We start from the raw sequence: 26,314 nt of genomic DNA on the forward strand, positions 1-26,314 counted from the left end.
GCGCCCACGAAGCGGGCGGGCGCAGACGGCAAGGCAGGCGCCCCGGCGCTCTCGGGGCCAGCGACCGGGCCGCGTCCGGGCCGCGTCCGGGGCGAAGCGCCATTGCCGCCATGCGCGCCGCGCCCCTTTCACCAGCCGCCGCGCGCCCTTACCTCACCCCCCGAAGCAGACCGGAGCCCGCCATGCGCTATTCCCTTCTCGATCTCGCTCCCGTGCCCGAGGGTGCGGAGACCGCCGACGCCCTGCTCAACATGGAAGACCTCGCGAAGCACGCCGAGGGCTGGGGCTATCATCGCTACTGGCTGGCCGAGCATCACAACATGGCCGGCATCGCCTCCGCCGCGACATCGGTGCTGATCGGCCACGTCGCCGCCCGCACCCGCACCATGCGCGTCGGGGCCGGCGGCATCATGCTGCCCAACCACGCCCCGCTCGCCGTGGCCGAAGCCTTCGGCACGCTCGCCACGTTGCATCCGGGGCGGATCGACCTCGGCCTCGGGCGGGCCCCCGGCGGCGACCAGGCGGTGATGCAGGCGCTCGGCGTCCATCCCCGGCGCGCCGAGCGGTTCGAGACCGAGGTGGCCGAGCTGCGCGCCCTCCTCGGCCCCGGCGATCCATCCTTGCGCGTGCACGCCCATCCCGGCGAGGGCACCGAGGTGCCGCTCTGGATCCTCGGCTCTTCGCTGCACGGGGCAGAGGTCGCCGCGCGGCTCGGCCTGCCCTACGCCTTCGCCTCGCATTTCGCGCCGGCGGCGCTCGATCAGGCCTTCGCCCTCTACCGCGACCGCTTCCAGCCGTCCGAAACGGCGCAGCACCCGCACACGATGCTGGCAATCAACGTCTTCGCCGCGGAGAGCGACGCCGAGGGCGTGCGCCTGCGCACCTCCATGCAGCAGGCCTTCTACCGCCTGCGCACCGGACAGCCCGGCAAGCTGCCCGCCCCGGTGAACGATATCGCAGAGGTCATCCCGCGCGAGGCGCGCCCGGCCATCGACGGCGCCCTCTCGGTGACCGCCGTGGGCAGCCCGCAAACGGTAGAGCGCCAACTCGCGGAACTCATCGACCGCCATCGCCCGGACGAGGTGATCCTCACCGGCCAGATCCACGACCACGCCGCCCGCCTGCGCTCCTTCGAGATCGCGGCGGACGCCCTGAGCCGGCTCGGCGCAGAGGCGGCGGCGTGACCCCGCGCGACCTCGTCCTGACACCGCGCGGGGTGCGCTTCGCGGGGCGGCTCTGGCCCTGCACGATCGGCCGCGGCGGCATCACACGCGACAAGCGCGAAGGCGACGGCGCCACCCCGGCTGGCACGCATGACATCGTCGGCCTTCTCTACCGCCCCGACCGGCTCGCCCCGCCCGCGGATTGGGCGGTGCCGCTCCGGCCCGGCGATCTGTGGTCCGACGATCCGGCGGACGAGGATTACAACCTCATGGTCCGCGCCCCGCATGGCTACAGCCACGAGGCCCTGCGCCTGCCCGATCCGCGCTACGACATCGTCCTCGTCACCGACTGGAACTGGCCGCGCGCCGAAGCCGGCCGCGGCTCGGCGATCTTCCTGCACGCCTGGCGCCGCCCCGGCTACCCGACGGCAGGCTGCATCGCCTTCCGCCCCGATCACCTCCGCCGCATCGCCGCCCTCGTCCGGCCAGACACGCGGCTCGTCGTCCCGGAGACCCTCGCCGCCTGAGCTCGCCCCTGCTTCTTCTCGTTCCAAGTACTCCGGGGGCGTGGGGGCTGGCCCCCACTCCAGTCCGTGACGCTCGCCCGCCTGTCGGACCTCTGCCCCGTAGGGTGGGCGATCCGCCCACCCTCAGCACCGGTCACACCCAGGCGGCCCAGGCCATGCCCGCCGCCAGCGATCCGATGAAGGCGAAGCCGAGATAGGCCGCGAAGACCCGCGGCTTGACCAGCGCCCAGACCGCGATCGCCGCCGGGATGCAGCTCACCCCGCCCGCGATGACGAAGCTCATCGCCGCGCCGGGTGCCATGCCCTGCGCCAGGAGCGCATCGACCAACGGCACCGCCGCGTAGCCGTTGAGGTAGGCCGGCCCGCCGAGCAGCGCGCCTTTGACCACGGGCCACAGCCCCTCGCCGCCCAGCAGCCCAGCGATCGCATCGGCGGGCACGTAGGTCAGCATCACCGCCTCGACCACGTAGGCCAGCGTCAGCCATTTCAGCAGGAACAGCGCGTTCGTCGCCGCGGTCTCGCGGAACGTCTCGCGGCGCGGCCCCTCGGTCCAGAACCGCCAGACCGGCGCGCCCTGGAACGGCTTCTTCACGCCGCAGCAGCCGCCCACCTGCGGTTTCTCGCGCAAGGGATCGCGGAACACCGGCGAGGATTTCAGCGCCATCGTCCCGGCCCCGCCCAGAATGCCGAGCCCGACCGCCGCCAGCGCCTTGGCGACAGCGAAGTCCCAGCCGAGCGTGCCGGAGGTGATCAGAAACATCGCAGGGTCCATGATCGGAGAAGCCAGCCAGAACGCCATCACCGCCGACAGCGGCGCGCCCACGGCCAGGAGCGCGGCGATGAACGGGATCACTTCGCAGGAACAGAAGGGCGAGAGCCCGCCGAGCAGCGCCGCCAGCACGATCATCCGCGTCTCGCGACCCTCGAACGCGCGGGCCAGCAGGGTCTCCGCCCCCGACGCCTTCAGATAGGCGACCGCGAATACGGCAAAGGCGATGAACGGCGCGGTGTGCCACAGCGCGCCGGCCGCGAAGATCACCGTCGGCCCGAATTCGGACGGATCGAACAGGCCGACAGCGGCGAGGATCAGCGCGGTGGCGATCCACGCCTTGCCCGGCAGCTTCAGGCGCCGGGGGTCCGGAAGGGTCGTGTCAGCCATGGTCGTGGCTCCTTTCGTCCGCGCCGGAATCGGCGCAGCATTGCCTGAGAAGGAACTCCGACAAGGCCGCGACCTCGTCGTAGGCGACCGCGGCGCAGATCGTGCTGCGCCCGGCCCGCGATTGCGTGACCAGGTCGGCCTGCGCGAGGATCTTCAGGTGATGCGTGAGCGTCGATCCGGTCACGCCCGACCGCTCCCCCAGCGTGCCGATGGAAAGCCCGTCGGGCCCCGCCCTGACCAGCGTGCGCAGCACCGAGAGCCGCTGTTCGGAGCCGAGGGCCGCGAAGCGCGAGGCCGCCACTTCAAGCGCGAGATCGTCCGTGGATTCGTGTTTCATGTTTCTAGAGGTATCGAAACGTCACAACGCCAGCAAGCGTCATTTCGACGAATCTCGAAATAACTCCAGCCGAAGCCGCCTGTCCGGGCGGCAGCCCCGGTGGGTCCATCGGGCAGTCCCGGCCTACCCGCACAGGCGAGTTGAGGTCCGACCGGCGCCGCCCTACCATGCTGCGCAGCAGAAAAATCCGAGGACCCCACAATGGCCGATTTTCAGAAGATACTGATCGCAAACCGCGGTGAGATCGCCATCCGCATCATGCGCGCGGCCAACGAGATGGGCAAGAAGACGGTTGCCGTCTTCGCCGAAGAGGACAAGCTGGGCCTGCACCGCTTCAAGGCGGACGAGGCCTATCGCATCGGCGAGGGTCTCGGCCCCGTGCAAGCATACCTTTCGATCCCCGAGATCATCCGGGTCGCGAAGCTCTCGGGCGCCGACGCGATCCATCCCGGCTACGGCCTTCTGTCCGAGAACCCGGCCCTCGTCGACGCCTGCGACGAGGCCGGCATCACCTTCATCGGCCCGAAGGCCGAGACCATGCGCGCGCTCGGCGACAAGGCCAGCGCGCGGCGCGTGGCGATCGAGGCCGGCGTGCCGGTGATCCCCGCCTCCGAGGTGCTGGGCGAGGACATGAAACAGGTCCGCGCCTGGGCGGACGAGATCGGCTACCCGATGATGCTGAAGGCGTCCTGGGGCGGTGGCGGCCGGGGCATGCGCCCGATCCTCTCGGCCGACGAGCTCGAGGACAAGGTCAAGGAAGGCCGGCGCGAGGCCGAGGCCGCCTTCGGCAACGGCGAGGGTTACCTCGAGAAGATGATCGAGCGCGCCCGCCACGTCGAGGTGCAGATCCTCGGCGACAAGCAGGGCAACATCTACCACCTCTACGAACGCGACTGCTCGGTCCAGCGCCGTAACCAGAAGGTCGTGGAGCGGGCGCCCGCCCCGTACCTTTCGGAAGCCCAGCGCGAGGAGCTGTGCGAGCTCGGCCGCCGGATCTGCGCGCATGTGAACTACGAATGCGCCGGCACCGTCGAGTTCCTGATGGACATGGACACCGGCGAGTTCTTCTTCATCGAGGTCAATCCGCGCGTGCAGGTCGAACACACCGTCACCGAGGAGGTGACCGGCATCGACATCGTGCAGGCGCAGATCCTCATCGCCGAGGGCAAGAGCCTGGTGGAGGCGACCGGCAAGGCGTCGCAATACGACATCACGCTCAACGGTCACGCGCTGCAGACGCGGATCACCACCGAGGATCCGACCAACAACTTCATCCCCGATTACGGCCGCATCACCGCCTACCGCTCGGCCACCGGCATGGGCATCCGGCTCGACGGCGGCACCGCCTACGCGGGCGGCGTCATCACCCGGTTCTACGATTCGCTGCTGGTGAAGGTCACCGCCTGGGCGCAGACGCCGGAAAAGGCGATCAAGCGGATGGACCGCGCGCTGCGGGAATTCCGCATCCGGGGCGTGTCGACCAATATCGACTTCGTGCAGAACCTGCTGAAGCAGGAAACCTTCCTGACCAACCAGTACACCACGAAGTTCATCGACACGACACCCGAGCTTTTCGATTTCAAGCCGCGGCGCGACCGGGGCACCAAGGTGCTGACCTACATCGCCGACATCACGGTGAACGGCCATCCCGAGACCGAGGGCCGGGTGAAGCCGGCTGCCGACCTCAAGATCCCCAAGCCCCCCGTGACCGAAGGCAAGATCCCGGACGGCACGCGCCAGAGGCTCGACCGTGACGGCCCGCAGGCGGTGGCCGACTGGCTTGCCGCGCAGAAAGAGGTGCTGATCACCGACACCACCATGCGCGACAGCCACCAGTCGCTGCTGGCCACGCGCATGCGCTCTCTCGACATGATCAAGGTGGCGCCGGCCTATGCCGAACACCTGCCCGGCCTCTTCTCGGTCGAATGCTGGGGCGGCGCGACCTTCGACGTCGCCTACCGCTTCCTGCAGGAATGCCCGTGGCAGCGGCTGCGCGACATTCGCGAGAAGATGCCGAACATCATGACGCAGATGCTGCTGCGCGGCTCGAACGGGGTGGGCTACACCAACTATCCCGACAACGTGGTCGAGTTCTTCGTCAAGCAGGCGGCGGAGTCGGGCGTCGACATCTTCCGCGTCTTCGACGCGCTCAACTGGACCGAGAACATGCGCGTCGCGATGGACGCGGTCCTGGATAGCGGCAAGGTGCTCGAAGGGTCGATCTGCTATACCGGCGACATCAACGACCCCGACCGCGCGAAGTACGACCTCAAGTACTACGTCAACATGGGCAAGGAGCTGCGCGACGCCGGCTCGCACATCCTCGGGCTCAAGGACATGGGCGGGCTTCTGAAACCCGCCGCCGCCGGCCCGCTGGTCAAGGCGCTGAAGGAAGAGGTCGGCCTGCCCGTCCACTTCCACACGCACGACACGTCGGGCGCCGGGATCGCCTCGATCATGGCCGCCGCCGAGGCCGGCGTCGACGCGGTGGACGCGGCGATGGATTCGCTGTCGGGCAACACCTCGCAGCCGACGCTGGGCTCCATCGTCGAGGCGCTGCGCTTCACGGAGCGTCAGACCAGCCTCGATATCAAGCGGGTGCGCGACATCTCCACCTACTGGGAACAGGTGCGCGCGCAGTACGCGGCGTTCGAAAGCGCGCAGCAGGCCCCGGCCTCCGAGGTCTACCTGCACGAGATGCCGGGCGGGCAGTTCACCAACCTGCGCGCTCAGGCCCGGTCGCTGGGTTTGGAGGAGAAGTGGCCCGAGGTCGCCAGGACCTATGCCGACGTGAACCAGATGTTCGGCGACATCACCAAGGTCACGCCGTCCTCCAAGGTCATCGGCGACATGGCCCTGATGATGGTCAGCCAGGGTCTGAGCCGCGAAGAGGTCGAGGATCCGAAAAAGGACATCTCCTTCCCCGATTCGGTCATCGACATGATGAAGGGCAACCTCGGCCAGCCCCCCGGCGGATGGCCCAAGGCGATCCAGAAGAAGGTCCTGAAGGGAGAAAAGCCGCTCACCGACCGGCCGGGCAAGCACCTGAAACCCGCCGATATCGACGCGCTGCGCAAGGAATTGGCGGAGAAGTTCCCCGACGAGGAATTCGACGACGAGGACCTGAACGCGTACCTCATGTATCCCAAGGTCTTCGCGGACTACACCGAGCGGCACGCGCTTTACGGTCCGGTGCGCACGCTGCCCACCAACACCTTCTTCTACGGCATGAAACCGGGAGAGGAGATCACCGCGGAGATCGACCCCGGCAAGACGCTGGAGATCCGGCTCGTGACCGTGGGCGAGACGCACGAGGGCGAGGTGCGCGTCTTCTTCGAACTCAACGGCCAGCCGCGCACCGTGCGCGTGCCCGACCGCAAGGCCACCGGCGGCGCGGCGGCACGGCCCAAGGCGGAGCTGGGCAATGCGCTGCATGTCGGCGCGCCGATGCCGGGCGTCGTCAGCCAGATCGCCGTGGAGGCCGGCAAGCCGGTGAAGGAGGGCGATCTTCTGCTCGTCATCGAGGCGATGAAGATGGAAACCGGCCTCTACGCCGAAAAGGACGCGACCGTGAAGGCGGTCCACGTCCAGCCCGGCGGCCAGATCGACGCCAAGGACCTTCTGGTCGAGTTCGACGGGTGACACGGCGCCTTGGCGCGCTGGCGCTGGTAGAGCCGGATTACGACGCCGCCAGCGACCGAAAAATGCGTATCCTCGGCCCCGAGACGGTCGAGGATACGGGCCTTGCAGCCACCAGGCGCCGGGTCGTGGCAAGTCCCGGCGGCACCAGAGGCAGCCATAGCGCCGCAGGCCCGCGCAGGAGAGGCTTTTGCCGTCGTCCGCCAGCGACCTCGAAATCACGGAAATTTCCGCTTGCAGGCCCCGACCGGAGACCTTAAATCCCGCACACACCATCGGGAACGCGGGCGTAGCTCAGGGGTAGAGCATTACCTTGCCAAGGTAAGGGTCGTGAGTTCGAATCTCATCGCCCGCTCCAGATGGTTCATCCGCCGGCCCGGCCGGCGGCGGAGCGCGGGTGTAGCTCAGGGGTAGAGCATTACCTTGCCAAGGTAAGGGTCGTGAGTTCGAATCTCATCACCCGCTCCAATCTTTCCGATATTCAGGCGTCTGGTCGCTCTCTTCTTTCCGAGGGGCCGGTCGGATCATGCGAACAGAGCGTCTTGGCGTCCGGCGGCGCTTCCCCGTGCGGAACGCCCTCCTCAAGCCCGATCCGGCGCGGTCGTCCCCGCAGCGCAAGGCGTCGACCAATGCCGGCCGGCGACCCGGCCGAGCAATCCTCAGAACGCCTTGAACGTCAGGGTCGTCAGCGACCGCTCGATCCCGGGGATGTCCAGCAATTGCTCGTTGATGTACTTTCCCACATCCGCGCCTTCGGGGATGTAGAGCTTCATCAAGAGGTCCCATTCGCCCGAGGTGGAAAAAAGCTCGGAATGGATTTCGCGCAGGGCGATATCCTCGGCGACCTTGTAGGTCCGGCCGGGGGTGCAGCGGATCTGGACGAAGACGCAGATTGTCATGGGGAGGCCTCGGGCAGGATACGTACCGATGCAGACGCTCGCACCGTCCGCGGGCGCGCGCAAGGGCGTCCCCCCTTGGCCTCGGGCGCGCCCGCCCATATACCTCGCCCCGTTCGCCACGCCGGAAGGAGCGTCCATGCGCAGTGCCAACGTCACCCGCACCACCGCCGAAACCGAAATCGCGGTCGCGCTCACGCTCGACGGGACGGGCGCCTACGACAACGCGACCGGCGTGGGGTTCTTCGACCACATGCTCGACCAGCTCGCGCGGCACGCCCTGATCGATCTGCGGGTGCGCTGCGAGGGCGACCGGCACATCGACGACCACCACAGCGTGGAGGATGTCGGCATCGCGATCGGCCAGGCGCTGGCCGAGGCGGTCGGCGACAAGCGGGGAATCCGGCGCTACGGCGAATGGCACCTGCCGATGGACGACGCGCTCGTGCGCGCGGCGCTCGACCTGTCCGGCCGGCCGTACCTCGCCTGGGATGTCACCTTCCCGACCGAGAAGATCGGCACCTTCGACACCGAGCTCGTGCGCGAGTTCTTCCAGGCCTTCGCGACCCACGGCGGGATCACCCTGCACGTGGACGCCCTGCGCGGGCTCAACAGCCACCACATCGCCGAGGCGGCGTTCAAGGCCGTGGCGCGCGCCCTGCGCGCGGCGGTGGAAACCGATCCGCGCCGCGAGGACGCGATCCCCTCGACCAAGGGCGCGCTCTGACGCCGCCGCCCGGGACAGGAGCGAAAGACCCATGCTGACAGCGATCATCGACTACGAAAGCGGCAACCTGCATTCCGCCGACAAGGCGTTCCAGAAGATGGCCCGCGAAGGGGGCGGCGGCGAGGTCGTGGTGACATCCGAGGCCGACGTCGTCGCCAAGGCCGACCGGCTCGTCCTGCCCGGCGACGGCGCCTTCCCCGCCTGCGCCGCGGCGCTCGCCGCTTCGGGCGTGCAGGAGGCCCTGGTTGAGGCGGTCGAGCAGCGCGGCGTGCCCTTCATGGGGATCTGCGTCGGCATGCAGCTGATGGCGCGCACCGGCCACGAATACGAGGAAACCCGCGGCCTCGGCTGGGTCGACGGCGAGGTGATGCGCATCACCCCCTCCGACCCGACGCTGAAGGTGCCTCACATGGGCTGGAACGATCTGCGCATCGACATCCCCCACCCGGTGCTGGAGGGCGTGCACAGCGGCGATCACGCCTATTTCGTGCATTCCTACCAGATCCGCATGGCCGACCCCGGCCAGCGCATCGCCAAGGTCGATTACGGCGAGGACGTCACCGCGATCGTCGGCTCGGACAACTGCATCGGGCTGCAATTCCACCCCGAGAAGAGCGGGCCGACAGGGCTGCGGATGATCGCCAACTTCCTCGCATGGCGCCCCTGAAGCCTTGACCGGCGCCGGCTTCGGGCGCATCTGATCTAATAGAGCCCCGGGCGCGACGCGCGCCCGAACGGAGTGTTCATGCGAGAGCTTGTGTAACGGCCGCCTTCCCTGAGCGGAAGGCCCTCGACCTGCCCCGGCCCGATCCGGCCGGCAGCTTCGTCATGGCCATACACGAGACTTTCGATGAACATTTCGAAACGCGAACAGCGCGTCTTGCACGTGCTCGCGCAGGGCGGTGCGATCCGCCATGAACGCGGCGAGACCGCGAAGATCACCGATGTCACCTGCATCACGCGCGACGGCGCGATCCTTTCGGATTGCGACCTGGCGCTCTTTCAGCGCCTGAAACGCCGCGGCCTGATTGTCAGCGGCGGCGGCCGGCCCTACCGCATTTCGCGCAAGGGCCGGTGCGCGGTGCGCGCGGAGCTCGACAACCGCTAGAAAGGGCGGGGCCGGTGCGCCGGCCCCGCAAGGTTGCTGTCGTTGCATGCAAAAGCTCTTCGAGAGCCACCGAAGGTGCCGGGCGCGCGCCGGACCGGGGGCTGGCGCCAAAACTCTGGAGGTGATCGCTTTATGGCAGCCAAAAACCTCCGCAATACGAGCGGCGCACTAGGGTGACATCGCGCCAGACCGTCGGGCCGGTCCGGCGCGCGCCCGACACCTGCGGTGCTATTCGGGCGGGTCGGCGCCTTGCTCAAAGCGGGCCGGCGATACAAGCCCACGGACGGCGCTACTGCAAGCGCGACCACGTCTGGCCCGAGCACAAAAGCCCTCCGGCCACGCAGCCCGACAGCTTCAGGGTATCGCCCGCGAGCTGCATCTTGCCGCTGTAGATCTTGTCGTTAGACGGGCGCCAGACACGGCCCTCGTAAGCCCCGCCCCCCTGCGGCACCATGTTGATCACCAGCATCTCGCCCTTGCTGGGCGAATCGTATTCGCCGTCGCTGTCGAACGTCCTCTGGATCACCCCGCAGATCTTGTCGCCGCAGGGCACCATCGCGACATGCGCATAGGCGCCGTCGTCCACCTCGGTCTGCCAGAGGCCCTCGACCGGGTCGGCCGTCGCGGCGCCCGCCGCCAGCATCAGCCCGGCCACCATCGCGCCAAATCGTATCATTGCCGTTCTCCTCCCTTGAAGACACGGCCGACGCTGGGGCAACCGCCCTGCCCCGATCAAGCCTGACGCAAGGTCGCGTTGCATGTGCCGTCCCGTCATGCCAAAGCGCCCGGGCGCTGACGACGGAGCCCTCGCGATGATCCTGTACCCCGCCATCGACCTCAAGGACGGCCAGGCCGTGCGGCTCCTGCGCGGCGACATGGAGGCCGCCACCGTCTTCAACGACGACCCGGCAAGCCAGGCGCGCGCCTTCGTCGACGAAGGCTGCACGTGGCTACACCTCGTCGACCTCAACGGCGCTTTCGCGGGGCGCCCGGTCAACGCCGATGCGGTGGAGGCGATCCTCGCGGCGACGGACGTGCCCGCCCAGCTAGGCGGCGGCATCCGCGACATGGGGACCATCGAAACCTGGCTGGACAAGGGCCTCGCGCGGGTGATCCTCGGCACCGTGGCGGTGGAGAACCCGGACCTCGTGCGCGAGGCCGCGCGCGCATTTCCCGGCAAGATCGCCGTGGGAATCGACGCGCGCCGCGGCCGCGTCGCCACCAAGGGCTGGGCGGAGGAAACGGACGTGAACGCCACCGATCTTGCCCGCAGCTTCGAGGATGCCGGCGTCGCGGCGATCATCTACACCGACATCGATCGCGACGGCGCCATGGGCGGCCCGAACGTGCCCGCGACCGAGGCGCTGGCCCGCGCCGTGTCGATCCCGGTGATCGCGAGCGGCGGGGTCTCGTCGCTATCGGACCTGACGGCGCTTCGCGACACCGGTGTCATCGCGGGTGCGATCTCGGGCCGCGCGCTCTATGACGGCGCGCTCGATCTGCGCGCCGCGCTCGCGGCCCTCGGCTAGGATCAGTCCTCGGCGGTCGCCGTGCCGGCGAGCCGCTCCAGAGCGGCGCGCATCTTCTCGACGTAGTCGGCATCGTCGTCGATATCGAAATCGTCGAACATCTCCTCGGGATCTTCCCAGCTGAGATAGACCTGACCTTCCCACTCGTAGGCCAGCACGCGCAGCGGCAGCGCCAGGCCGGCGCGCACGTCGTCCTGCATCGCCGGCGTGCCAAGCTGCGGGTTGCCGAAGATCAGCAGCGTCGCCGGTTCCAGCTCCATGTCCACGGAGGCCGCGCCCTCGGCGTGGTCGATCCGGGCGAAGATTGTCGCGCCCGCCTCTTCGGCCGCGGATTCGAACCGGTCGATGGTCTCGGGCACCGAATGCGGGCTTTCCACGTTCATCGTGTCGGAAAGGGCGGGCGCGGCGGTACACGCGGCCAACGCGGCGGCAGCGAACAGACGGAACATGGTGGAAACCTCCCGGGTGTGGAATACGATGGCCAACGCGACCGCTCCCGCCCGGTTCCCGTTGCGCCACGACGGTTGCGCTTCGGCCGCGCCTTCGGCATATCCGGGCCGACAGGAGGCCGCCATGCTGAAGACCCGTATCATCCCCTGCCTCGACGTGGCGGACGGCCGCGTGGTCAAGGGCGTCAATTTCGTCGACCTGCGCGACGCCGGCGATCCGGTGGATGCCGCCCGCGCCTACGACGCCGCCGGCGCGGACGAGATCTGCTTTCTCGACATCACCGCCACGCACGAAGACCGCGACACGATCCTCGACGTGGTGACCCGCACCGCCGAGCAATGCTTCATCCCGCTCACCGTGGGCGGGGGCGTGCGCACGGTGGACGACGTGCGCAAGCTCATGCTCGCCGGCGCCGACAAGGTCAGCTTCAATTCCGCCGCGGTGAAGGATCCCGACGTGGTGACCGCCGCCGCCGACCGCTTCGGCAGCCAGTGCATCGTCGTCGCCATCGACGCCAAGGCGAAGGAAAACGGCGAAGGGTGGGAAATCTACACCCATGGCGGCCGGCAGGCGACCGGCATCGACGCGGTGGAGTTCGCGCTCGACATGGCCGCCAAGGGCGCGGGGGAGCTCCTGCTCACTTCCATGGACCGCGACGGCACGAAATCGGGCTTCGACATCGCGCTGACGCGTACGATATCCAACGCCGTGCCGATCCCGGTGATCGCATCGGGCGGCGTCGGCACGCTCGACCACCTCGCCGAAGGCATCAACGAGGGCGGCGCCTCGGCCGTGCTCGCCGCCTCGATCTTCCACTTCGGCACTTTCACCATCGCCGATGCGAAGGATCACCTCTCTGCCGCCGGCATCCCGGTGCGCCAGTGACGCTCGAAGAGCTCGAGCGCATCGTCGCCGCCCGCGCCGACGCTGCACCGGACGAAAGCTGGACGGCGAAGCTCCTGGCCCGCGGCCCCGAAAAATGCGCCGAGAAGTTCGGCGAGGAAGCGATCGAGGCGATCATCGAGGCCACGCGCGGCGACCGCGCCGCGCTCACCTCCGAGGCGGCCGATGTCCTCTTTCACCTCCTGGTGATGTTGCGCGCCCGCGAGGTTCCCCTTGCCGATGTCATGGCCGAACTTTCCGGCCGGCAGTCCCGCTCCGGCCTCCAGGAAAAGGCCGCCCGCGACAGTTGAGGGCGCCCGCGTTCGAGCACCGCGTCCCGGTTTCATCTGCCCGGAAATATCCCGGGGGTCCGGGGGCTGGCCCCCGGTCCCGTCCTCGCCGCAAGCGCTCCGGCCTCAGACCTGAAAGACGTCCGCCCAGTCCGGGTTCTTGCGCCGTTGCGCGTTCACGAACGGGCAGAGCGGCACGATCTTCACCCCTTCCGCACGCGCATCTTCCACCATCCGCGCGACCAGCGCCTGCCCGGCCCCGGTGCCGCGCATCGCGTCCGGCACGCCGGTGTGATCGGCGATGATCAGCGCCGGCGAGGAGACGGAGTAGGTCAGCTCCGCCTCCGCCCCGTCCCGCTCGAGCACGTAGCGCCCGTGCGAGCCGCCCGTCTCGCGGGTGATCTCGTCCTCAGCCAACGATCGTCGCCTCGGTTTTTTCGCGGATCTCGTCCTCGGTCACTTCGGGCGCGAGTTCCACGATCTTCAGGCCGCCCTCGACCACGTCGAGCACGCCCAGATCGGTGATGATCCGGTTGACGACGCCGGTCCCGGTGAGCGGAAGGGTACATTCCTTCAGAAGCTTCGGCTCGCCGTGCTTGTTGGTGTGATCCATGACCAAGATCACGCGCTTGACGCCGGCGACGAGGTCCATCGCGCCGCCCATGCCCTTGACCAGCTTGCCGGGGATCATCCAGTTCGCCAGGTCGCCGTTCTCGGCCACTTCCATCGCGCCGAGAATCGCCATGGCGATCTTGCCGCCGCGGATCATGCCGAAGGACATCGCGCTGTCGAAATAGGCGGTATGCGGCAGTTCGGTGATGGTCTGCTTGCCGGCGTTGATGAGGTCGGGATCCTCCGTCCCCTCGACCGGGAACGGCCCCATGCCGAGCATGCCGTTCTCCGATTGCAGGGTGACCTCCACGCCTTCGGGAATGTAGTTCGGCACCAGAGTCGGGATGCCGATCCCGAGGTTCACATAGGTGCCGTCCTCGAGTTCCTGCGCCGCGCGCGCGGCCATCTCGTTACGATCCCAGGGCATTCTCTCAGCCTCCTTGGTGTGTCAGGTCCTGCGGGTCCACCGGCACGTCGATCATCACGACGGTGCCGGCGGCGCCCCGCGCCACGTTGATGGTCGCGTCGAGCCCGTCCAGCAGCGACGCGATGAGCCGCCCGCCGCGCGTGGCGTCGGAGGGCCAGTCGATATTGCGCGGGATCCCGATCCCGTCGTCGAGCACCAGCATGCGCAGCCCGCCCTCGGCCAGCCGCGTCAGGCGCAGCTCGATGCAACCGCGGTCGAGCCCCTCGAAGGCGTGCGTGAAGGCGTTCGACAGCACTTCGGAGGCGATCAGCGCCACCCGCGTCGCCACCTCGAGCGGCACCTCGGCAGGGTCGATCTGCTGCACGAAGCGCACGCCGGGCCGTCCCTCGATATGCGCGACGGTGCTGGCCACACGGCTCAGCAGCGCGCCGATGTCCATGCCGCCGCGTTCGATGGTCTCGTCGGTCAGCCGCAGTTCCTCGTAGACCAGTTGCAGCGATTCCAGACGGCGGGGCAGCGCCTCCACCTCTTCCATCGGGTCGGTCGGCGTCCCCCGATGAGCGGGCGCCCCGATGGTGGTCAGGATCATCCCGAGATCGGCACGCACGCGCGACCGGATCACGTCGAGATTGGCGTCCATGTGCCCGCGCCCGGACTCGTTCGAGCGCAGCTCCTTCTGCAGGCCCAGGAAATAGACCGGCGTGCCGGTCTCGTCCGAGACCGGGGCGATCACCAGCCGGTTGGTGAACGGCTCTCCCGAGGCGCGGTAATTGAGGATGTCGATGCTCAGGTCGCGGCCGGCCTGGATGGCGTCGCGCAGCCGGTCGACATCGGCCTTGGACGTCCGCTCGCCCTGCAGGAACCGGCAATTGCGCCCGATCACGGAGGAGCGGGCATAGCCGGTCGTGCGCTCGAACGCGTCGTTGACGTAGACGATCGGGTTGTCCGGGGCGAGCGGATTGGTGATGATCACCGAGATGGCGAGACGCGAGAAACCCTCGACGACCTCGCGGTCGCCGAGCACGGCCGACAGGGTGCGCCCGCTGGTCATCGTCACGCCCGCCGCCCCGGCTCAGGCCGCGGGGCGCGTGGTGCGCTGCTCGATCCGTTTCTCGTGCTCGCCCTGGATCAGGCGGTGCACGTAGATGCCCGGCAGGTGGATGTGATCGGGATCGAGTTCGCCGGGCTCGACGATCTCCTCGACCTCCATCACGCAGATCTTGCCGCACATCGCCGCCGGCGGATTGAAGTTGCGGGCGGTCTTGCGGAAGATGCAGTTGCCGGTGGTGTCGGCCTTCCACGCCTTGACCACGGACAGGTCGGCAAAGATGCCGCGTTCGAGGATGTAGTTCTCTCCGTCGAACTCCTTGACCTCCTTGCCCTCGCCGATCTGGGTGCCGTAGCCGGTCTTGGTGTAGAAGCCCGCGATGCCCGCCCCGCCCGCGCGCATCCGTTCGGCCAGCGTGCCCTGCGGGTTGAATTCCAGCTCCAACTCGCCGCCGAGGTACTGGCGCATGAATTCCTTGTTCTCGCCCACGTAGGACGACATCATCCGCTTGATCTGGCGCGATTCCAGAAGGATGCCGAGGCCGAACCCGTCCACCCCTGCATTGTTCGAGGCGACCGTGAGGTCCTTGGTGCCGGCCTCGTTGATCGCGGAAATGAGAAGCTCCGGGATGCCGCAGAGGCCGAAGCCGCCCGCCGCGATGGTCATGCCGTCGAACAACAGCCCGTCGAGCGCCTCGGCTGCGGAACCGTAGACTTTCTTCATGGAACGCTCCCTGATGCGGTGGTCGCAAGATATGTGGCCGAGCGCCGGGAGAGAGTCAAACCTCCGCGCATGCGGCTGCCGTCGGGTGGGGGCGCTGCCCCCTACACCCCCCGGAGTATTTCAATGCCCAAAGAAGCAGGTCGCGGTCAGCCGCCCGCGGCCTTGCCCTTGGCGGTTGTCGTCTTGGAGGCCGACTTCTTCGCGGCGGGCTTCTTGGCGGCGGTGGACTTGGTCGTGGTGCCTTTCTTGGCCGCCGTGCTCTTCGCCGCAGCCTTCTTCGCCGGCGCTTTCTTCTTGGCTCCGGACTTCGCCGCTTTCTCGTCGACCAGCGCGACCGCCTCCTCGAGCGTGACGTCGGCGGGTTCGGTTCCCTTGGGCAGGGTCGCGTTGACCTTTTCCCATTTCACGTAAGGGCCGTAGCGACCGTCGAGCACGTTGATCGCGCCGCCCTGCTCGGGATGTTCGCCCAGCTCCTTCAACGGCTTGGCCGCGGCGCGGCCGCCGCCCCGGCGGGCGGCCTTCTCGGCCAGCACGTCGACGGCGCGGTTGATGCCGATCTCGAAGACCTCGTCGACCTCCTTGAGATTGGCGTAGAGCTTGTTGTGCTTCACGTAGGGGCCGTAGCGCCCGATGCCCGCCTCGATCGGCTCCCCATCCTCGGGATGGGTGCCGACCTGGCGCGGCAGTGACAGCAGCGTCAGCGCCTTCTCGAGGTCCATCGCGTCGGGCGCCCAGCCCTTCGGCAGGCTGGCGCGCGGCGGTTTCGGCACCTCTTCGGAGGCCTCGCCGCGCTGCACGTAGGGGCCGAAGCGTCCCGAGCGCAGCGTGATCTCGTCCTCGCCGTCATAGCCCAGAACGCGGTCCTGCGCCTCGGCGGCGTCGCCGCCGATGGGGCGCGTATAGCGGCATTCGGGATAGCGCGAGCAGCCGACAAAGCCGCCCGAGCGCGAGGTCTTGAGGTGCAGGCTGCCCTCCCCGCAGAGCGGGCAGGCGCGCGGGTCCTTGCCGTTCTCGCGCGGCGGGTAGAGCTGCGGCGCCAGCGCGTCGTCGAGCACGTCGAGCACCTCCGCGATACGCAGCTCGGACGTCTCGGAGATCGCGGCAGAGAAGTCGCGCCAGAACTTCGACAGAAGCTCCTTGTAGTCGCGCTCACCGGCGGAGACGTCGTCGAGCTCCTCCTCCAGCGCAGCGGTAAAGTCGTATTCCACGTAGCGCTTGAAGAAGTTGAGCAGGAAATGGGTGACGATGCGGCCCTTGTCCTCGGGGATCAGGCGGTTCTTGTCCTTGCGGACATATTCGCGGTCCTGGATCGTCGACAGGACCGAGGCGTAGGTGGAGGGCCGGCCGATGCCGAGCTCTTCCATCTTCTTGACCAGCGTCGCCTCCGTGTAACGCGGCGGCGGCTGGGTGTGATGCTGAAGCGCGAGCACGGCGTCGCCGCCGCCGATCACCGCCTTGCCGTTGCGATCGCCGGTGGATTCGATGACGGCGTCGTCCTTCTGGCCGGCCTTGTCGAATTCCGGCCGCAGGCCCGTCCTGGCGAAGGCGGCGGGTTCGCCCTCGGTGATCTGCGGCAGGCGGCTGTCGTCCTCGTCCTGCGGCTCGTCCCGGCCTTCCTCGTAGACGCGGATAAAGCCGTCGAAGAGCACGACCTGACCGGTGGCGCGCAACTCCACCTGGCTGTCCTTGGAGCCGATGTCGACGGTGGTCCGCTCGAGCCGCGCAGCCTCCATCTGGCAGGCCAGCGTGCGTTTCCAGATCAGGTCGTAGAGCTTCTTCTGGTCCTGGTCGGTCAGGCGCAGGGACGCAGCATCGGCGGCCATGTCCGTCGGCCGGATACATTCGTGCGCTTCCTGCGCGTTCTTGGCCTTGTTCTTGTAGATGCGCGGCGACGACGGGACGTATTCGTCGCCGTAGCGCGCCTTGATCGCATCGCGGGCGGCGTGCACCGCCTCCTGCGCCATGTCGATGCCGTCGGTCCGCATGTAGGTGATGTGACCTGCCTCGTAGAGGCGCTGCGCGGTCGACATGCATTGCTTGGCGCCCATGCCGAACTTGCGGCTCGCCTCCTGCTGGAGGGTGGAGGTCATGAAGGGGGCCGAAGGATTGCGGGTCGTCGGCTTGGCCTCGACCGATTTCACATGCAGATCGCGCGAGGCGACGGCCTGCACCGCCATCTCGGCCTGGGTCTCGTTCTCCAGGTCGTACTTGTTCAGCTTGTTGCCGGCGAGCATGGTCAGCCGCGCCTCGAACTCCTGCCCACGAGGGGTGGAGAGGAGCGCCTTGACCGACCAGTATTCGCGGGGATCGAAGGCCTCGATCTCGAGCTCGCGTTCCACGATCAGACGCAGGCAGACCGACTGCACCCGGCCGGCGGAGCGTGCGCCCGGCAGTTTGCGCCAGAGCACCGGCGAGAGGTTGAAACCGACCAGGTAGTCGAGCGCGCGGCGGGCGAGATACGCCTCCACCAGCGGAGCGTCGATCTCGCGCGGGTTCTCCATGGCCTCGGCCACGGCGGCCTTGGTGATGGCGTTGAAGGTGACGCGGCGAACCTCGGTGTCCTTCTTGATGGACTTGCGCTTGGTCAGCGCCTCCTTGAGGTGCCACGAGATCGCCTCGCCCTCGCGATCGGGGTCCGTGGCGAGGATCAGGGCGTTGTCGTCCTTGAGCGCGTCGGCGATGGCCTTGACGTGTTTCTTGGAGTCGTTGCCGATCTCCCACGTCATCTCGAAGCCGTGTTCGGGATCGACCGATCCGTCCTTGGCCGGCAGGTCGCGCACATGACCGTACGACGCCAGAACGGTGTAGTCCGATCCAAGATACTTGTTGATTGTCTTGGCCTTGGCCGGTGACTCGACAACGACGACGGGCATGGATTCAGGCACCTTCGGATCGGAAAACTTGGCACTAATGGCCGCCGAGCATGTGGGCTGCAAGGAAAAATTGTCAATCGGCAGGAACGTGGGCAGCGGTGCAGTGCCCGTGGCAGGCCCTGGGAAGAAGAACGCGAAGAGGCACTTCGACTGCCCGCCGGTCCGTTTTCAGGCCGCATGCCCGACGGGCCGGCAGATCAGCCGGTCCGCGCGAGCAAGCCCCCCGGTTCGCGCCTTATTTCGCCCGAAAGCTCGAGGTCGGTGAGGATCCGCGCCACCTGGCCGCGTCCGGCGCCGAGGTCGCGGACGAGTTGATCCTCGGCCACCGGCGAGGGGCCGAGCCGGTCTAGGATCGCGCGGTGCAGCGTCGCGGTGTCGCCGAGGGTGCGACCGGAGGTCCGGGGCGCGTCGGGCGCCGGTCCGGCATGCGGCGTATCCGGAACGGATGCCGGATACCCGGCGCCCTGAGCGGGAGGCGCGGCCGCCTGCCCTGCCGCGGCGCCGGGCACATCGAGCGGCAGCGCCGCCTGCGCCGGCGCCGTCGCCAGGTTCGGCAGCGCCTCGATCACGTCGGCGGCCGACCGCACGAGCCGCGCGCCGTCCCGCAAGAGCAGGTTGGTGCCGCCGGAGCGCGCATCGAGCGGATGGCCCGGCACCGCCAGCACCTCCCGCCCCTGGTCGAGGGCGGCCCGCGCGGTGATGAGCGAGCCGGACTTCGCCGCCGCCTCCACCACCACGACAGCCTCGGCGAGGCCGGAGATGAGGCGGTTGCGCGCCGGGAAATGCCGCGCCTGCGGCTGCAGGCCCATCGCCTGTTCGGAGAGACGAACGCCACCGGAGGGGGGAATGTCCTCCGCCAGGCGCGCGTTCTCTGTCGGGTAGAGCACGTCGACGCCGCCGCCCAGCACCGCGGCGGTTCCGGTGGAGAGGCTGGCGGCATGGGATGCGGCGTCGATGCCGCGGGCGAGCCCGGAGACAACCGTCACCCCGGCCTCCCCGAGCTCCCGCGCCAGTAGCCGAGCCATGCGCAGGCCGAGCGACGAGGCGTTGCGCGCGCCCACCATCGCCACGGCGGGACGGGCAAGGATCGCCGCCTCCCCCACCGCCCAGAAAAACGGCGGCGGGTCGGAGATCGCGGCGAGGCGGGCGGGATAGGCGGGTTCTCCGTAGCATATCATGCGGGCCCGCGCATGGCGCGCGGCGGCGATTTCGGCGCGGGCGACTCGTTCGGAACAGGCCTCGTAAGTGTCGAGCCCAGCTTCGCGGGCAATGTCCGGCAAGGCCGCGAGCGCGGCGGACGCGCTGCCATATTCGCCCATGAGGCGGAAGAAGGTGGCGTTGCCGACGCGGCGCGAGCGCAAGAGCCGGAGCCAGGACAGACGATCGTCTTCCGTGGTGGGTGGGAGTAGGGGGTGAGTGGAAGAAGTAATGTGTTCGACCATCCGCCCTGAGCTCCGAACTCTTGCAAGTCCGGTCTAGCGTACTCCAGGTTAATGCAGCGTAAACGGCGAAGGAAAAACCGCGGCATTCTGCGGCGGCAATGTGGCGGCGCGACCCGGCCGGACTCTCGGCCAGGCTTTCACATTACACGACAAAGCGTTGCAAGGAGCGTAACGCTTTGTCTACAAATGATGACAATCTCGGTCAGCAATACTCAGCCGCCGGAGCCGCCCACGGTCAGCCCGCCGATCAGCACCGAGGGCTGTCCGACGCCCACCGGCACCCACTGGCCCTGCTTGCCGCAATTGCCCATGCCGGGATCGAGCGCCATGTCCCCGGCGAGCCCGCGGATCTGCTGCAGCGCGGTCGCGCCATCACCGATCAGCGTCGCACCCTTCACCGGCGCGCCGACCTTGCCGTCCTTCACCCGGTACGCTTCCGTGCAGGAAAAGACGAACTTGCCGCTGGTGATGTCGACCTGCCCGCCTCCGAAACCGACGGCGTAGATGCCGTCCTTCAGCTCAGCGATGAGGTCCTCGCGGGTGGCGTCGCCGCCCAGCATGTAGGTGTTGGTCATCCGCGGCATCGGAATGTGCGCGTGGCTCTCGCGCCGACCGTTGCCGGTGGGCGCGGCTCCCATCAGCCGGGCGTTCTGGCGGTCCTGCATGTAGCCCACCAGGATCCCGTCCTCGATCAGCACGTTGCGGGCCGAGGGCGTACCCTCGTCGTCGACGGTGATCGACCCGCGCCGGTCCGGGATGGTGCCGTCGTCGAGCACCGTGACGCCGGGTGCCGCGACCCGCTGGCCCATCAGCCCGGCGAACGCTGACGACCCCTTGCGGTTGAAATCGCCTTCCAGCCCATGGCCCACCGCCTCGTGCAGCAGGATCCCCGGCCAGCCGGGGCCGAGGACGATATCGAAGACGCCCGCCGGCGCGGGCTCGGCCGACAGGTTCACCAGCGCGATGCGCAGCGCCTCGCGCGCCTTGGCCTGCCAGTCGGCGGGATCGAGAAGGCCGTCCAGCGTCACCCGCCCGCCACCGCCGGCGGTGCCGCTCTCGCGGCGCCCGCCCTCCTCGACGATGACGCTCACGTTCAGGCGGGTCATCGGGCGGACGTCCGTCACGAGCGAATCGTCCTCGCGCAGGATCGCCACCTCCTGCAGCGACGAAGCGACCGAGGCCGTCACCTGCACCACCCGGGAATCGAGCCCGCGGATGAAGGCGTCGATCTCGGCCAGAGTCTCGACCTTCACGGCGAAGGCGTGGCCTTCGATCGGGTCGGCATCGGTATAGAGCGTGCGGTTGGTGCGTGCCGGGCCCGGCGCCATCACCCCGCCGCCATCGCCGACGGCCAGCCGCGCGGTGTCGGTCGCGCGTTTCAGGGCGCTTTCGCTGATCTCGGTGGCGTGGGCATAGCCCGCCGCCTCGCCGCGGACGGCGCGCAGCCCGAAGCCCTCGGAGGCGTCGTAGCTGGCCTGCTTCACCCGCCCGTCGTCGAAAACCAGCCCCTCGCTGCGCTTGCGCTCTAGGAACAGCTCGCCGTCCTCGGCGCCGGCGAGCGCCGCGCGCAGCTGCGCAAGCGCCCCGCCCCGGTCGAGATGGGTGTCGAAAGGGCGGAAGGGAGCGTCGCTCATGAGGCCTCGCGAATTCGGTTGCGGTTTGATCCCGATCAACGACAAGCGTCTGTTTGCCGCAATGCAGGTTCTTTATCCGAAGCACAGAATATGGTTAGAGGCTGGGCCAGACAACGGGGGAGCCTTCCCCCGGCCACGGACCCGGCGCACCGGCGGCGCCGTGGCACCGGCCACGGACGATGCGTTTGAGAACGACAACCGATCAGGGTGAGACATGAAACTTAAGATGATGCTGCCCGCCGCGCTGGCGGCCCTCGCCGCGCCCGCGATGGCGCAGGACGCCGGCACGGACCTGCCGATCATCGGCACGCCGGCACCGGGCGGGATGGGCTTCCAGGCCGCCGCGACCGAACTGGCGCGTGACATCCATCGGCTGGACGGCATGGTCACCATCATCATGACCGCGATCGTGCTTCTCGTGACCGCACTGCTGGTCTTCTGCATCGTGCGCTACAACCGGAAATCGAACGAGACCCCGGGCAGCTTCACCCACAACTCCCCGCTGGAGATCGCCTGGACCGTCGGGCCGATCCTAATACTCGTCTTCATCGGCGCCTTCTCGTTGCCGGTGCTGTTCAAGCAGCAGGAGATTCCCGAAGGCGACATCTACATCAAGGCGACCGGTTACCAATGGTACTGGGGCTACGAGTACATGGATGACGGCTTCGCCTTCGACAGCTACATGATCGGCTCCCCGGCGACCGGCGGCGACAACCGCCTGACGCCCGAGGTCGAGACGCAGCTCGAGGAGGCCGGGTATGCGCGTGAGCATTTCCGCCTGGCGACCGACACCGCCGTCGTCGTTCCGGTTGGCCAGACCGTCGTGATGCAGGTCACCGGCGGCGACGTGATCCATTCCTGGACCATCCCGGCCTTCGGCGTGAAGCAGGACGCCGTGCCCGGCCGCCTCGCGGAGCTGTGGTTCACCGCCGAGGAAGAGGGCGTCTATTTCGGCCAGTGCTCGGAACTGTGCGGCATCGCCCACGCCTACATGCCGATCACCGTGAAGGTGGTCAGCCAGGAAGAATACGACACCTGGATCTCCGAGATGCAGGAAGAATACGCCGAGGCACCGGCCGCGGCGACCGACGAGGCGCCTGTGCGCCTCGCCTCGGCTGAGTGAGTCACGAGGGCGGCCCGCGCCGCCCCGCTTGATCGGCACGGCGCCCGGGCCGCGGGCGCCGGCGCCCGCTTTCCAGGACAGCCCCGTCAGGACCGACCCAGATGAGCGATGCCTCCCTCGACCCCACGCGCCTTGATGGCGAAGCGCAGTTCGGCGACTACTTCGCCCTGCTGAAACCGCGGGTGATGACGCTCGTGGTGTTCACAGCGCTCGTGGGGCTGCTGGCGGCACCGGTGGACGTTCATCCCTTCGTGGCGTTCTGCGCGATCCTCTTCATCGCCGTGGGCGGCGGTGCGTCGGGGGCGCTCAACATGTGGTGGGATGCCGATATCGACGCGGTCATGCGCCGCACCGCCAAGCGGCCGATCCCCTCCGGCCGCGTCACGGGCGACGAGGCACTGGCGATCGGGCTGGCGCTGTCGGGCTTTTCGGTGGTGTTCCTCGGACTTGCGACCAACTGGGTCGCGGCCGCGCTGCTGGCCTTCACCATCTTCTTCTACGTCGTGATCTACACGATGTGGCTCAAGCGCTGGACGCCGCAGAACATCGTCATCGGCGGCGCCGCCGGGGCCTTTCCCCCGATGATCGGCTGGGCCGCGGCGACCGGCGGCATCTCCGTGGAATCGGTGCTGATGTTCTCGCTCACCTTCCTGTGGACGCCGCCGCATTTCTGGGCGCTGGCCCTGTTCATGCGCAAGGATTACGACAACGCCGGCGTGCCGATGCTGACGGTCACGCACGGGCGGCGGTCGACGCGCACGCATATCTTCGTCTACACGCTGATTCTCGCCGCGCTGGCGATCGCCACCGCGTTCACCTCCGCCGGCGGGCCGCTCTATCTCTGCGTGGCGATCGTGCTCAACGCGATGTTCGTGAAAGGCGCCTGGCACATCTGGGCGCGGGACGAGATCATGGCCGAGACCGACAATTACGCGGTCGAGAAATCCTTCTTCAAGCTCTCCCTGCTCTACCTCTTCCTGCATTTCGGCGCCCTGCTCTTCGAGGCGACGGTGGACCGTGCTGGCATCCTCTGGGGGGCACTCTGATGGCCCTGCGACCGACGCACGAGATCCATGCGCGGCGTTACGGCCGCAACCTGGGTCTCGGACTGGTTCTGGCCGGCTTGATCGTGGTGGTCTTCGGATTGACCGTGGTGAAGGTGACGCGGGGCGACTACCAGATGCAGGACACGACCACGACAACGGAGGAACAGGGCTGATGGCGATGGAACGCAAGACACGGACGGTGGCCGCCCTTGCCGGCGTGGTGGTGTTCATGGGCGCGATGGCCTGGGCGGCGATCCCGATATACAACTGGTTCTGCGCGGTGACCGGCTACGGTGGCACGACCGGCGTCGCCGAGGCCGGCAGCGACAGCGTGATCGACCGCACCATCAAGGTGCGCTTCGATGCCAATACCGAAGCCGGGATGCCTTGGGAATTCAGGCCGGTCGAGCGCGAGATGGAGCTGAAGATCGGCGAGGACGGGCTGGCCTATTACGAGGCCTACAACCCCACAGACCGGCCCGTCGCCGGACAGGCCGGCTACAATGTCGCGCCCTTCGTCGCCGGCAGCTATTTCGAGAAGGTGCAGTGCTTCTGCTTCACCGAGCAGGTGCTGCAACCGGGCGAACGGGTGGAAATGCCGGTGTATTTCTACGTGAACCCCGACATCGTGGACGACCGCGACGCGAAGTACACCAAGACGATCACGCTCAGCTACACGTTCTACGAGATCGACCTGCCCGAGGGCGGCCAGCAGGCCGCGATCGAGGCCGGCGACGACACAGCCGTCAACTGACGACGCCATACGAAGAGGGACGAGACCAATGGCGCATGCAAAGAACCATGATTATCACATCCTGCCGCCGTCCATCTGGCCGCTGATCTCGGCCGTCGCGGCCTTCATCATGCTCTTTGGCGCAGTGCTTTGGATGAAGCAGGACAGCCCGTGGATGTTCCTGATCGGCCTCGTCGGCGTGCTCTACGCGATGTTCGCCTGGTGGTCGGAAATGATCACCGAAAGCGCCGTGGGCGACCACACGCCGGTCGTGCAGATCGGACTGCGCTACGGCTTCATCCTGTTCATCATGTCCGAGGTGATGTTCTTCTTCGCCTGGTTCTGGTCCTTCTTCAAGCACGCGATCTACCCGATGGGCCCCGAGAGCCCGGCGGTCGACGGCGTCTGGCCACCGGCGGGGATCGAGACCTTCGATCCCTGGCATCTGCCGCTGATCAACACGCTGATCCTGCTGTGTTCCGGCGCGGCGGCGACCTGGGCGCACCATGCGCTGGTGCACGAGAACAACCGCCAGGACATGAAGTGGGGCCTGATCATCGCGATCCTGCTGGGCCTGATCTTCAGCGTCTTCCAGGCCTATGAATACAGCCACGCGGCCTTCGGTTTCTCGGGCAACATCTACGGCGCGAACTTCTTCATGGCCACGGGCTTTCACGGCGCACACGTGATCATCGGCACGATCTTCCTCTTCGTGTGCCTGCTGCGGCTGATGAACGGGGCGTTCACGCCGGAGAAGCACGTCGGTTTCGAGGCCGCCGCCTGGTACTGGCACTTCGTCGACGTGGTCTGGCTGTTCCTCTTCGCGGCCGTCTACGTCTGGGGCGGCTGAGCCTGCTTCCATCGCGAACCACCCCGAACGCCCGCCCTCCCCGGCGGGCGTTTTTCGTTGTCAGCCCAGGGAGTGCAAGCCGCGCGTCGTCGGGCCGCGGCTTGGCGATCCGAAGCGTCGAGTGGCAGCGCTTCATGGCAGCCACCTCGGCAAGACCTCCGAGCAACGCGCCAAGCGCCACCCAATCGCCGGTCCGGGGGGTGGCCCGGCAATGCGCGGTGGCCTTCGGCCTTGATTCCGCGCGGGGCGCGTCCGGACGCCCTATGTACGCCCCCTATTCTGCCGCATACGGGGCGAATCGCCTTGCCAATGGCGGCCGGCCCTTGTAACGGGCAAGCCTCGCGCGGGGTGACAGCCTTGGAGGCACCCTGCGGCTTACACAGGAGAGACACATCATGGCTGGAGAAATCCCAGATCTTCACGCCCTGGAACGCACGGGGACGGGCAAGGGCGCCGCTCGTGCAGCGCGCCGCGCGCACCTGGTTCCGGGGATCGTTTTCGGTGGCGACAAGGACCCCTTGCCCATCAACCTGCCCTACCACGACCTGATCAAGCGCCTGAAATCCGGCCGATTCAAGTCGACGCTCTTCAATCTGAAGGTCGACGGGCACGAGGACGTCCGCGTCATCTGCCGCGACGTGCAGCGCGACATCGTCAAGGACTTGCCGACGCATCTCGACTTCATGCGCCTGCGCCGGACCTCGAAGATCAACCTCTTCATCCCGGTCGAGTTCATCGGCGAAGAGGACTGCCCCGGCCTGAAGAAGGGCGGCGTGATGACGGTTATCCGCCCCGAGGTGGAGCTCGTGGTCACTGCCGGCGACATCCCGGAGAAGGTGGTCGCGGACCTGTCGAAGCTCGAGATCGGCGACACGGTGACGATCTCCGCCATCGACCTGCCCGCCGGCGCCAAGCCGACGATCGACCGCGACTTCGTGATCTGCAACGTCTCCGCGCCCTCGGCGCTGGCGTCTGCGGACGACGAGGATGAGGTCGAAGAGACCGAGGTCATCGAACAGACCGATGACACCGTCGAGGAAGAGAAGGAATACGCGGAGGAGTGATCCCCGCCCCGACCCACCGACGAGAGCCGGCC

27 protein-coding genes and 2 tRNA genes are annotated in these 26,314 nt (G+C 68.0%); 17 read left to right on the forward strand and 12 right to left on the reverse strand.

Translation table 11 applies throughout. The features are described 5' to 3' along the window. Nucleotides 1-182: 182 nt before the first annotated feature. Both F3H57_RS01415 and F3H57_RS01420 read left to right on the forward strand, forming a co-directional pair. Entirely contained in the window at nt 183-1,184 is a 1,002-nt protein-coding gene (locus F3H57_RS01415; RefSeq protein ID WP_149754089.1) for an LLM class flavin-dependent oxidoreductase, read from the forward strand. Beyond that, entirely contained in the window at nt 1,181-1,690 is a 510-nt protein-coding gene (locus F3H57_RS01420) for a L,D-transpeptidase family protein (protein WP_149754090.1), read from the forward strand. The genes F3H57_RS01415 and F3H57_RS01420 overlap by 4 nt, the downstream gene beginning before the upstream one ends. A gap of 133 nt (nt 1,691-1,823) precedes the next feature. On the opposite strand, the gene F3H57_RS01425 is transcribed toward F3H57_RS01420, so the two are convergent. Further along, nucleotides 1,824-2,849: a permease gene (locus tag F3H57_RS01425; protein ID WP_149754091.1), complete on the reverse strand. Its 1,026-nt coding sequence runs from the start codon at nt 2,847-2,849 to the stop codon at nt 1,824-1,826. After that, nucleotides 2,842-3,186: an ArsR/SmtB family transcription factor gene (locus F3H57_RS01430; protein WP_149754092.1), complete on the reverse strand. Its 345-nt coding sequence runs from the start codon at nt 3,184-3,186 to the stop codon at nt 2,842-2,844. Before F3H57_RS01430 ends, F3H57_RS01425 begins: the two co-directional genes overlap by 8 nt. A 201-nt stretch (nt 3,187-3,387) precedes the next feature. Between F3H57_RS01430 and F3H57_RS01435 the strand changes: the two genes are divergently transcribed. The 3 genes from F3H57_RS01435 (at nt 3,388) to F3H57_RS01445 (ending at nt 7,293) form a co-directional block, all read left to right on the forward strand. Further along, nucleotides 3,388-6,828 carry a pyruvate carboxylase gene (locus F3H57_RS01435; protein ID WP_149754093.1) on the forward strand — a complete coding sequence of 1,147 codons (3,441 nt, stop codon included), beginning with the start codon at nt 3,388-3,390 and terminating at the stop codon, nt 6,826-6,828. Nucleotides 6,829-7,108: 280 nt separating this feature from the next. Next, nucleotides 7,109-7,183, forward strand: a tRNA-Gly gene (locus F3H57_RS01440). Between the two features lie 35 nt (nt 7,184-7,218). Next, a tRNA-Gly gene (locus F3H57_RS01445) sits at nt 7,219-7,293 on the forward strand. Nucleotides 7,294-7,484: 191 nt separating this feature from the next. Here F3H57_RS01445 and F3H57_RS01450 read toward each other — a convergent pair. Then, nucleotides 7,485-7,724, reverse strand: coding sequence for an Lrp/AsnC ligand binding domain-containing protein (locus tag F3H57_RS01450; protein ID WP_149754094.1), 240 nt, complete (start codon nt 7,722-7,724; stop codon nt 7,485-7,487). A gap of 136 nt (nt 7,725-7,860) precedes the next feature. Between F3H57_RS01450 and hisB the strand changes: the two genes are divergently transcribed. The 3 genes from hisB to F3H57_RS01465 all read left to right on the forward strand — a co-directional run bounded on the left by hisB (nt 7,861) and on the right by F3H57_RS01465 (nt 9,556). Continuing rightward, nucleotides 7,861-8,448 (forward strand): imidazoleglycerol-phosphate dehydratase HisB, encoded by a 588-nt coding sequence (gene hisB, locus F3H57_RS01455; RefSeq protein ID WP_149754095.1) that lies wholly within the window; start codon nt 7,861-7,863, stop codon nt 8,446-8,448. A gap of 31 nt (nt 8,449-8,479) precedes the next feature. Further along, nucleotides 8,480-9,115 (forward strand): imidazole glycerol phosphate synthase subunit HisH, encoded by a 636-nt coding sequence (gene hisH / locus F3H57_RS01460; protein WP_149754096.1) that lies wholly within the window; start codon nt 8,480-8,482, stop codon nt 9,113-9,115. A gap of 183 nt (nt 9,116-9,298) precedes the next feature. Then, nucleotides 9,299-9,556 carry a YjhX family toxin gene (locus F3H57_RS01465; protein WP_149754097.1) on the forward strand — a complete coding sequence of 86 codons (258 nt, stop codon included), beginning with the start codon at nt 9,299-9,301 and terminating at the stop codon, nt 9,554-9,556. A gap of 289 nt (nt 9,557-9,845) precedes the next feature. Here the strand turns inward: F3H57_RS01465 and F3H57_RS01470 are convergent, their stop codons facing one another. Further along, on the reverse strand, nt 9,846-10,232 hold the full coding sequence (locus tag F3H57_RS01470; RefSeq protein WP_149754098.1) for a DUF2147 domain-containing protein: 387 nt from the start codon (nt 10,230-10,232) through the stop codon (nt 9,846-9,848). Between the two features lie 136 nt (nt 10,233-10,368). Between F3H57_RS01470 and hisA the strand changes: the two genes are divergently transcribed. Then, nucleotides 10,369-11,085 carry a 1-(5-phosphoribosyl)-5-[(5-phosphoribosylamino)methylideneamino]imidazole-4-carboxamide isomerase gene (hisA, locus tag F3H57_RS01475; protein ID WP_149754099.1) on the forward strand — a complete coding sequence of 239 codons (717 nt, stop codon included), beginning with the start codon at nt 10,369-10,371 and terminating at the stop codon, nt 11,083-11,085. Nucleotides 11,086-11,087: 2 nt separating this feature from the next. Here the strand turns inward: hisA and F3H57_RS01480 are convergent, their stop codons facing one another. Continuing rightward, nucleotides 11,088-11,534 (reverse strand): DUF302 domain-containing protein, encoded by a 447-nt coding sequence (locus F3H57_RS01480; RefSeq protein WP_149754100.1) that lies wholly within the window; start codon nt 11,532-11,534, stop codon nt 11,088-11,090. A 124-nt stretch (nt 11,535-11,658) separates the two neighbouring features. Here F3H57_RS01480 and hisF point away from each other — a divergent pair, with 124 nt between their 5' ends. Continuing rightward, nucleotides 11,659-12,420 (forward strand): imidazole glycerol phosphate synthase subunit HisF, encoded by a 762-nt coding sequence (gene hisF, locus F3H57_RS01485; protein ID WP_149754101.1) that lies wholly within the window; start codon nt 11,659-11,661, stop codon nt 12,418-12,420. After that, entirely contained in the window at nt 12,417-12,728 is a 312-nt protein-coding gene (locus F3H57_RS01490; protein ID WP_149754102.1) for a phosphoribosyl-ATP diphosphatase, read from the forward strand. Before hisF ends, F3H57_RS01490 begins: the two co-directional genes overlap by 4 nt. A gap of 105 nt (nt 12,729-12,833) precedes the next feature. Here F3H57_RS01490 and F3H57_RS01495 read toward each other — a convergent pair whose 3' ends face one another. From F3H57_RS01495 to tldD, 7 genes are all read right to left on the reverse strand, one after another. Next, a complete protein-coding gene (locus F3H57_RS01495; RefSeq protein WP_149754103.1) occupies nt 12,834-13,124 on the reverse strand; it encodes a GNAT family N-acetyltransferase in 291 nt (96 codons plus the stop codon). Beyond that, entirely contained in the window at nt 13,117-13,746 is a 630-nt protein-coding gene (locus tag F3H57_RS01500) for a CoA transferase subunit B (protein ID WP_149754104.1), read from the reverse strand. The genes F3H57_RS01495 and F3H57_RS01500 overlap by 8 nt, the downstream gene beginning before the upstream one ends. Nucleotides 13,747-13,750: 4 nt before the next feature. After that, complete coding sequence (locus F3H57_RS01505; protein WP_149754405.1) at nt 13,751-14,797, reverse strand: PAS domain-containing protein; 1,047 nt, start codon at nt 14,795-14,797, stop codon at nt 13,751-13,753. Nucleotides 14,798-14,818: 21 nt separating this feature from the next. Beyond that, nucleotides 14,819-15,517, reverse strand: coding sequence for a CoA transferase subunit A (locus tag F3H57_RS01510; protein ID WP_149754105.1), 699 nt, complete (start codon nt 15,515-15,517; stop codon nt 14,819-14,821). A 146-nt stretch (nt 15,518-15,663) separates the two neighbouring features. Beyond that, entirely contained in the window at nt 15,664-18,390 is a 2,727-nt protein-coding gene (topA, locus tag F3H57_RS01515; protein ID WP_149754106.1) for a type I DNA topoisomerase, read from the reverse strand. 197 nt (nt 18,391-18,587) lie between these two features. Then, nucleotides 18,588-19,832: a DNA-processing protein DprA gene (dprA, locus tag F3H57_RS01520; RefSeq protein WP_149754107.1), complete on the reverse strand. Its 1,245-nt coding sequence runs from the start codon at nt 19,830-19,832 to the stop codon at nt 18,588-18,590. A gap of 212 nt (nt 19,833-20,044) precedes the next feature. Continuing rightward, nucleotides 20,045-21,466, reverse strand: coding sequence for a metalloprotease TldD (tldD, locus tag F3H57_RS01525; RefSeq protein WP_149754108.1), 1,422 nt, complete (start codon nt 21,464-21,466; stop codon nt 20,045-20,047). A 214-nt stretch (nt 21,467-21,680) separates the two neighbouring features. On the opposite strand from tldD, the gene coxB reads away from it, so the two are divergent. The 6 genes from coxB to F3H57_RS01550 all read left to right on the forward strand — a co-directional run bounded on the left by coxB (nt 21,681) and on the right by F3H57_RS01550 (nt 26,282). Beyond that, nucleotides 21,681-22,589: a cytochrome c oxidase subunit II gene (gene coxB, locus F3H57_RS01530; protein ID WP_149754109.1), complete on the forward strand. Its 909-nt coding sequence runs from the start codon at nt 21,681-21,683 to the stop codon at nt 22,587-22,589. Between the two features lie 101 nt (nt 22,590-22,690). Then, nucleotides 22,691-23,635, forward strand: coding sequence for a heme o synthase (cyoE, locus tag F3H57_RS01535; protein WP_149754110.1), 945 nt, complete (start codon nt 22,691-22,693; stop codon nt 23,633-23,635). Then, nucleotides 23,635-23,808: a hypothetical protein gene (locus tag F3H57_RS22060; protein ID WP_188129571.1), complete on the forward strand. Its 174-nt coding sequence runs from the start codon at nt 23,635-23,637 to the stop codon at nt 23,806-23,808. Before cyoE ends, F3H57_RS22060 begins: the two co-directional genes overlap by 1 nt. Beyond that, nucleotides 23,808-24,389, forward strand: coding sequence for a cytochrome c oxidase assembly protein (locus F3H57_RS01540; RefSeq protein ID WP_149754111.1), 582 nt, complete (start codon nt 23,808-23,810; stop codon nt 24,387-24,389). Before F3H57_RS22060 ends, F3H57_RS01540 begins: the two co-directional genes overlap by 1 nt. A gap of 28 nt (nt 24,390-24,417) precedes the next feature. Beyond that, nucleotides 24,418-25,218 (forward strand): cytochrome c oxidase subunit 3, encoded by an 801-nt coding sequence (locus F3H57_RS01545; RefSeq protein WP_149754112.1) that lies wholly within the window; start codon nt 24,418-24,420, stop codon nt 25,216-25,218. Nucleotides 25,219-25,613: 395 nt separating this feature from the next. Continuing rightward, a complete protein-coding gene (locus F3H57_RS01550) occupies nt 25,614-26,282 on the forward strand; it encodes a 50S ribosomal protein L25/general stress protein Ctc (RefSeq protein ID WP_149754113.1) in 669 nt (222 codons plus the stop codon). Nucleotides 26,283-26,314: the final 32 nt, after the last annotated feature.

The organism is Roseivivax sediminis (assembly GCF_900112685.1).
Lineage (GTDB): Bacteria > Pseudomonadota > Alphaproteobacteria > Rhodobacterales > Rhodobacteraceae > Roseivivax > Roseivivax sediminis.

Bases quoted from the DNA above. Each gene is read 5' to 3' on its own strand.
- F3H57_RS01415 (WP_149754089.1), top strand. From the start codon at position 183: ATGCGCTATTCCCTTCTCGATCTCGCTCCCGTGCCCGAGGGTGCGGAG.
- F3H57_RS01425 (WP_149754091.1), bottom strand. From the start codon at position 2,849: ATGGCTGACACGACCCTTCCGGACCCCCGGCGCCTGAAGCTGCCGGGC.
- F3H57_RS01430 (WP_149754092.1), bottom strand. From the start codon at position 3,186: ATGAAACACGAATCCACGGACGATCTCGCGCTTGAAGTGGCGGCCTCG.
- F3H57_RS01435 (WP_149754093.1), top strand. From the start codon at position 3,388: ATGGCCGATTTTCAGAAGATACTGATCGCAAACCGCGGTGAGATCGCC.
- F3H57_RS01450 (WP_149754094.1), bottom strand. From the start codon at position 7,724: ATGACAATCTGCGTCTTCGTCCAGATCCGCTGCACCCCCGGCCGGACC.
- hisB (WP_149754095.1), top strand. From the start codon at position 7,861: ATGCGCAGTGCCAACGTCACCCGCACCACCGCCGAAACCGAAATCGCG.
- hisH (WP_149754096.1), top strand. From the start codon at position 8,480: ATGCTGACAGCGATCATCGACTACGAAAGCGGCAACCTGCATTCCGCC.
- F3H57_RS01465 (WP_149754097.1), top strand. From the start codon at position 9,299: ATGAACATTTCGAAACGCGAACAGCGCGTCTTGCACGTGCTCGCGCAG.
- F3H57_RS01470 (WP_149754098.1), bottom strand. From the start codon at position 10,232: ATGATACGATTTGGCGCGATGGTGGCCGGGCTGATGCTGGCGGCGGGC.
- hisA (WP_149754099.1), top strand. From the start codon at position 10,369: ATGATCCTGTACCCCGCCATCGACCTCAAGGACGGCCAGGCCGTGCGG.
- F3H57_RS01480 (WP_149754100.1), bottom strand. From the start codon at position 11,534: ATGTTCCGTCTGTTCGCTGCCGCCGCGTTGGCCGCGTGTACCGCCGCG.
- hisF (WP_149754101.1), top strand. From the start codon at position 11,659: ATGCTGAAGACCCGTATCATCCCCTGCCTCGACGTGGCGGACGGCCGC.
- F3H57_RS01500 (WP_149754104.1), bottom strand. From the start codon at position 13,746: ATGCCCTGGGATCGTAACGAGATGGCCGCGCGCGCGGCGCAGGAACTC.
- F3H57_RS01505 (WP_149754405.1), bottom strand. From the start codon at position 14,797: ATGACCAGCGGGCGCACCCTGTCGGCCGTGCTCGGCGACCGCGAGGTC.
- F3H57_RS01510 (WP_149754105.1), bottom strand. From the start codon at position 15,517: ATGAAGAAAGTCTACGGTTCCGCAGCCGAGGCGCTCGACGGGCTGTTG.
- topA (WP_149754106.1), bottom strand. From the start codon at position 18,390: ATGCCCGTCGTCGTTGTCGAGTCACCGGCCAAGGCCAAGACAATCAAC.
- dprA (WP_149754107.1), bottom strand. From the start codon at position 19,832: ATGGTCGAACACATTACTTCTTCCACTCACCCCCTACTCCCACCCACC.
- tldD (WP_149754108.1), bottom strand. From the start codon at position 21,466: ATGAGCGACGCTCCCTTCCGCCCTTTCGACACCCATCTCGACCGGGGC.
- coxB (WP_149754109.1), top strand. From the start codon at position 21,681: ATGAAACTTAAGATGATGCTGCCCGCCGCGCTGGCGGCCCTCGCCGCG.
- cyoE (WP_149754110.1), top strand. From the start codon at position 22,691: ATGAGCGATGCCTCCCTCGACCCCACGCGCCTTGATGGCGAAGCGCAG.
- F3H57_RS22060 (WP_188129571.1), top strand. From the start codon at position 23,635: ATGGCCCTGCGACCGACGCACGAGATCCATGCGCGGCGTTACGGCCGC.
- F3H57_RS01540 (WP_149754111.1), top strand. From the start codon at position 23,808: ATGGCGATGGAACGCAAGACACGGACGGTGGCCGCCCTTGCCGGCGTG.
- F3H57_RS01545 (WP_149754112.1), top strand. From the start codon at position 24,418: ATGGCGCATGCAAAGAACCATGATTATCACATCCTGCCGCCGTCCATC.
- F3H57_RS01550 (WP_149754113.1), top strand. From the start codon at position 25,614: ATGGCTGGAGAAATCCCAGATCTTCACGCCCTGGAACGCACGGGGACG.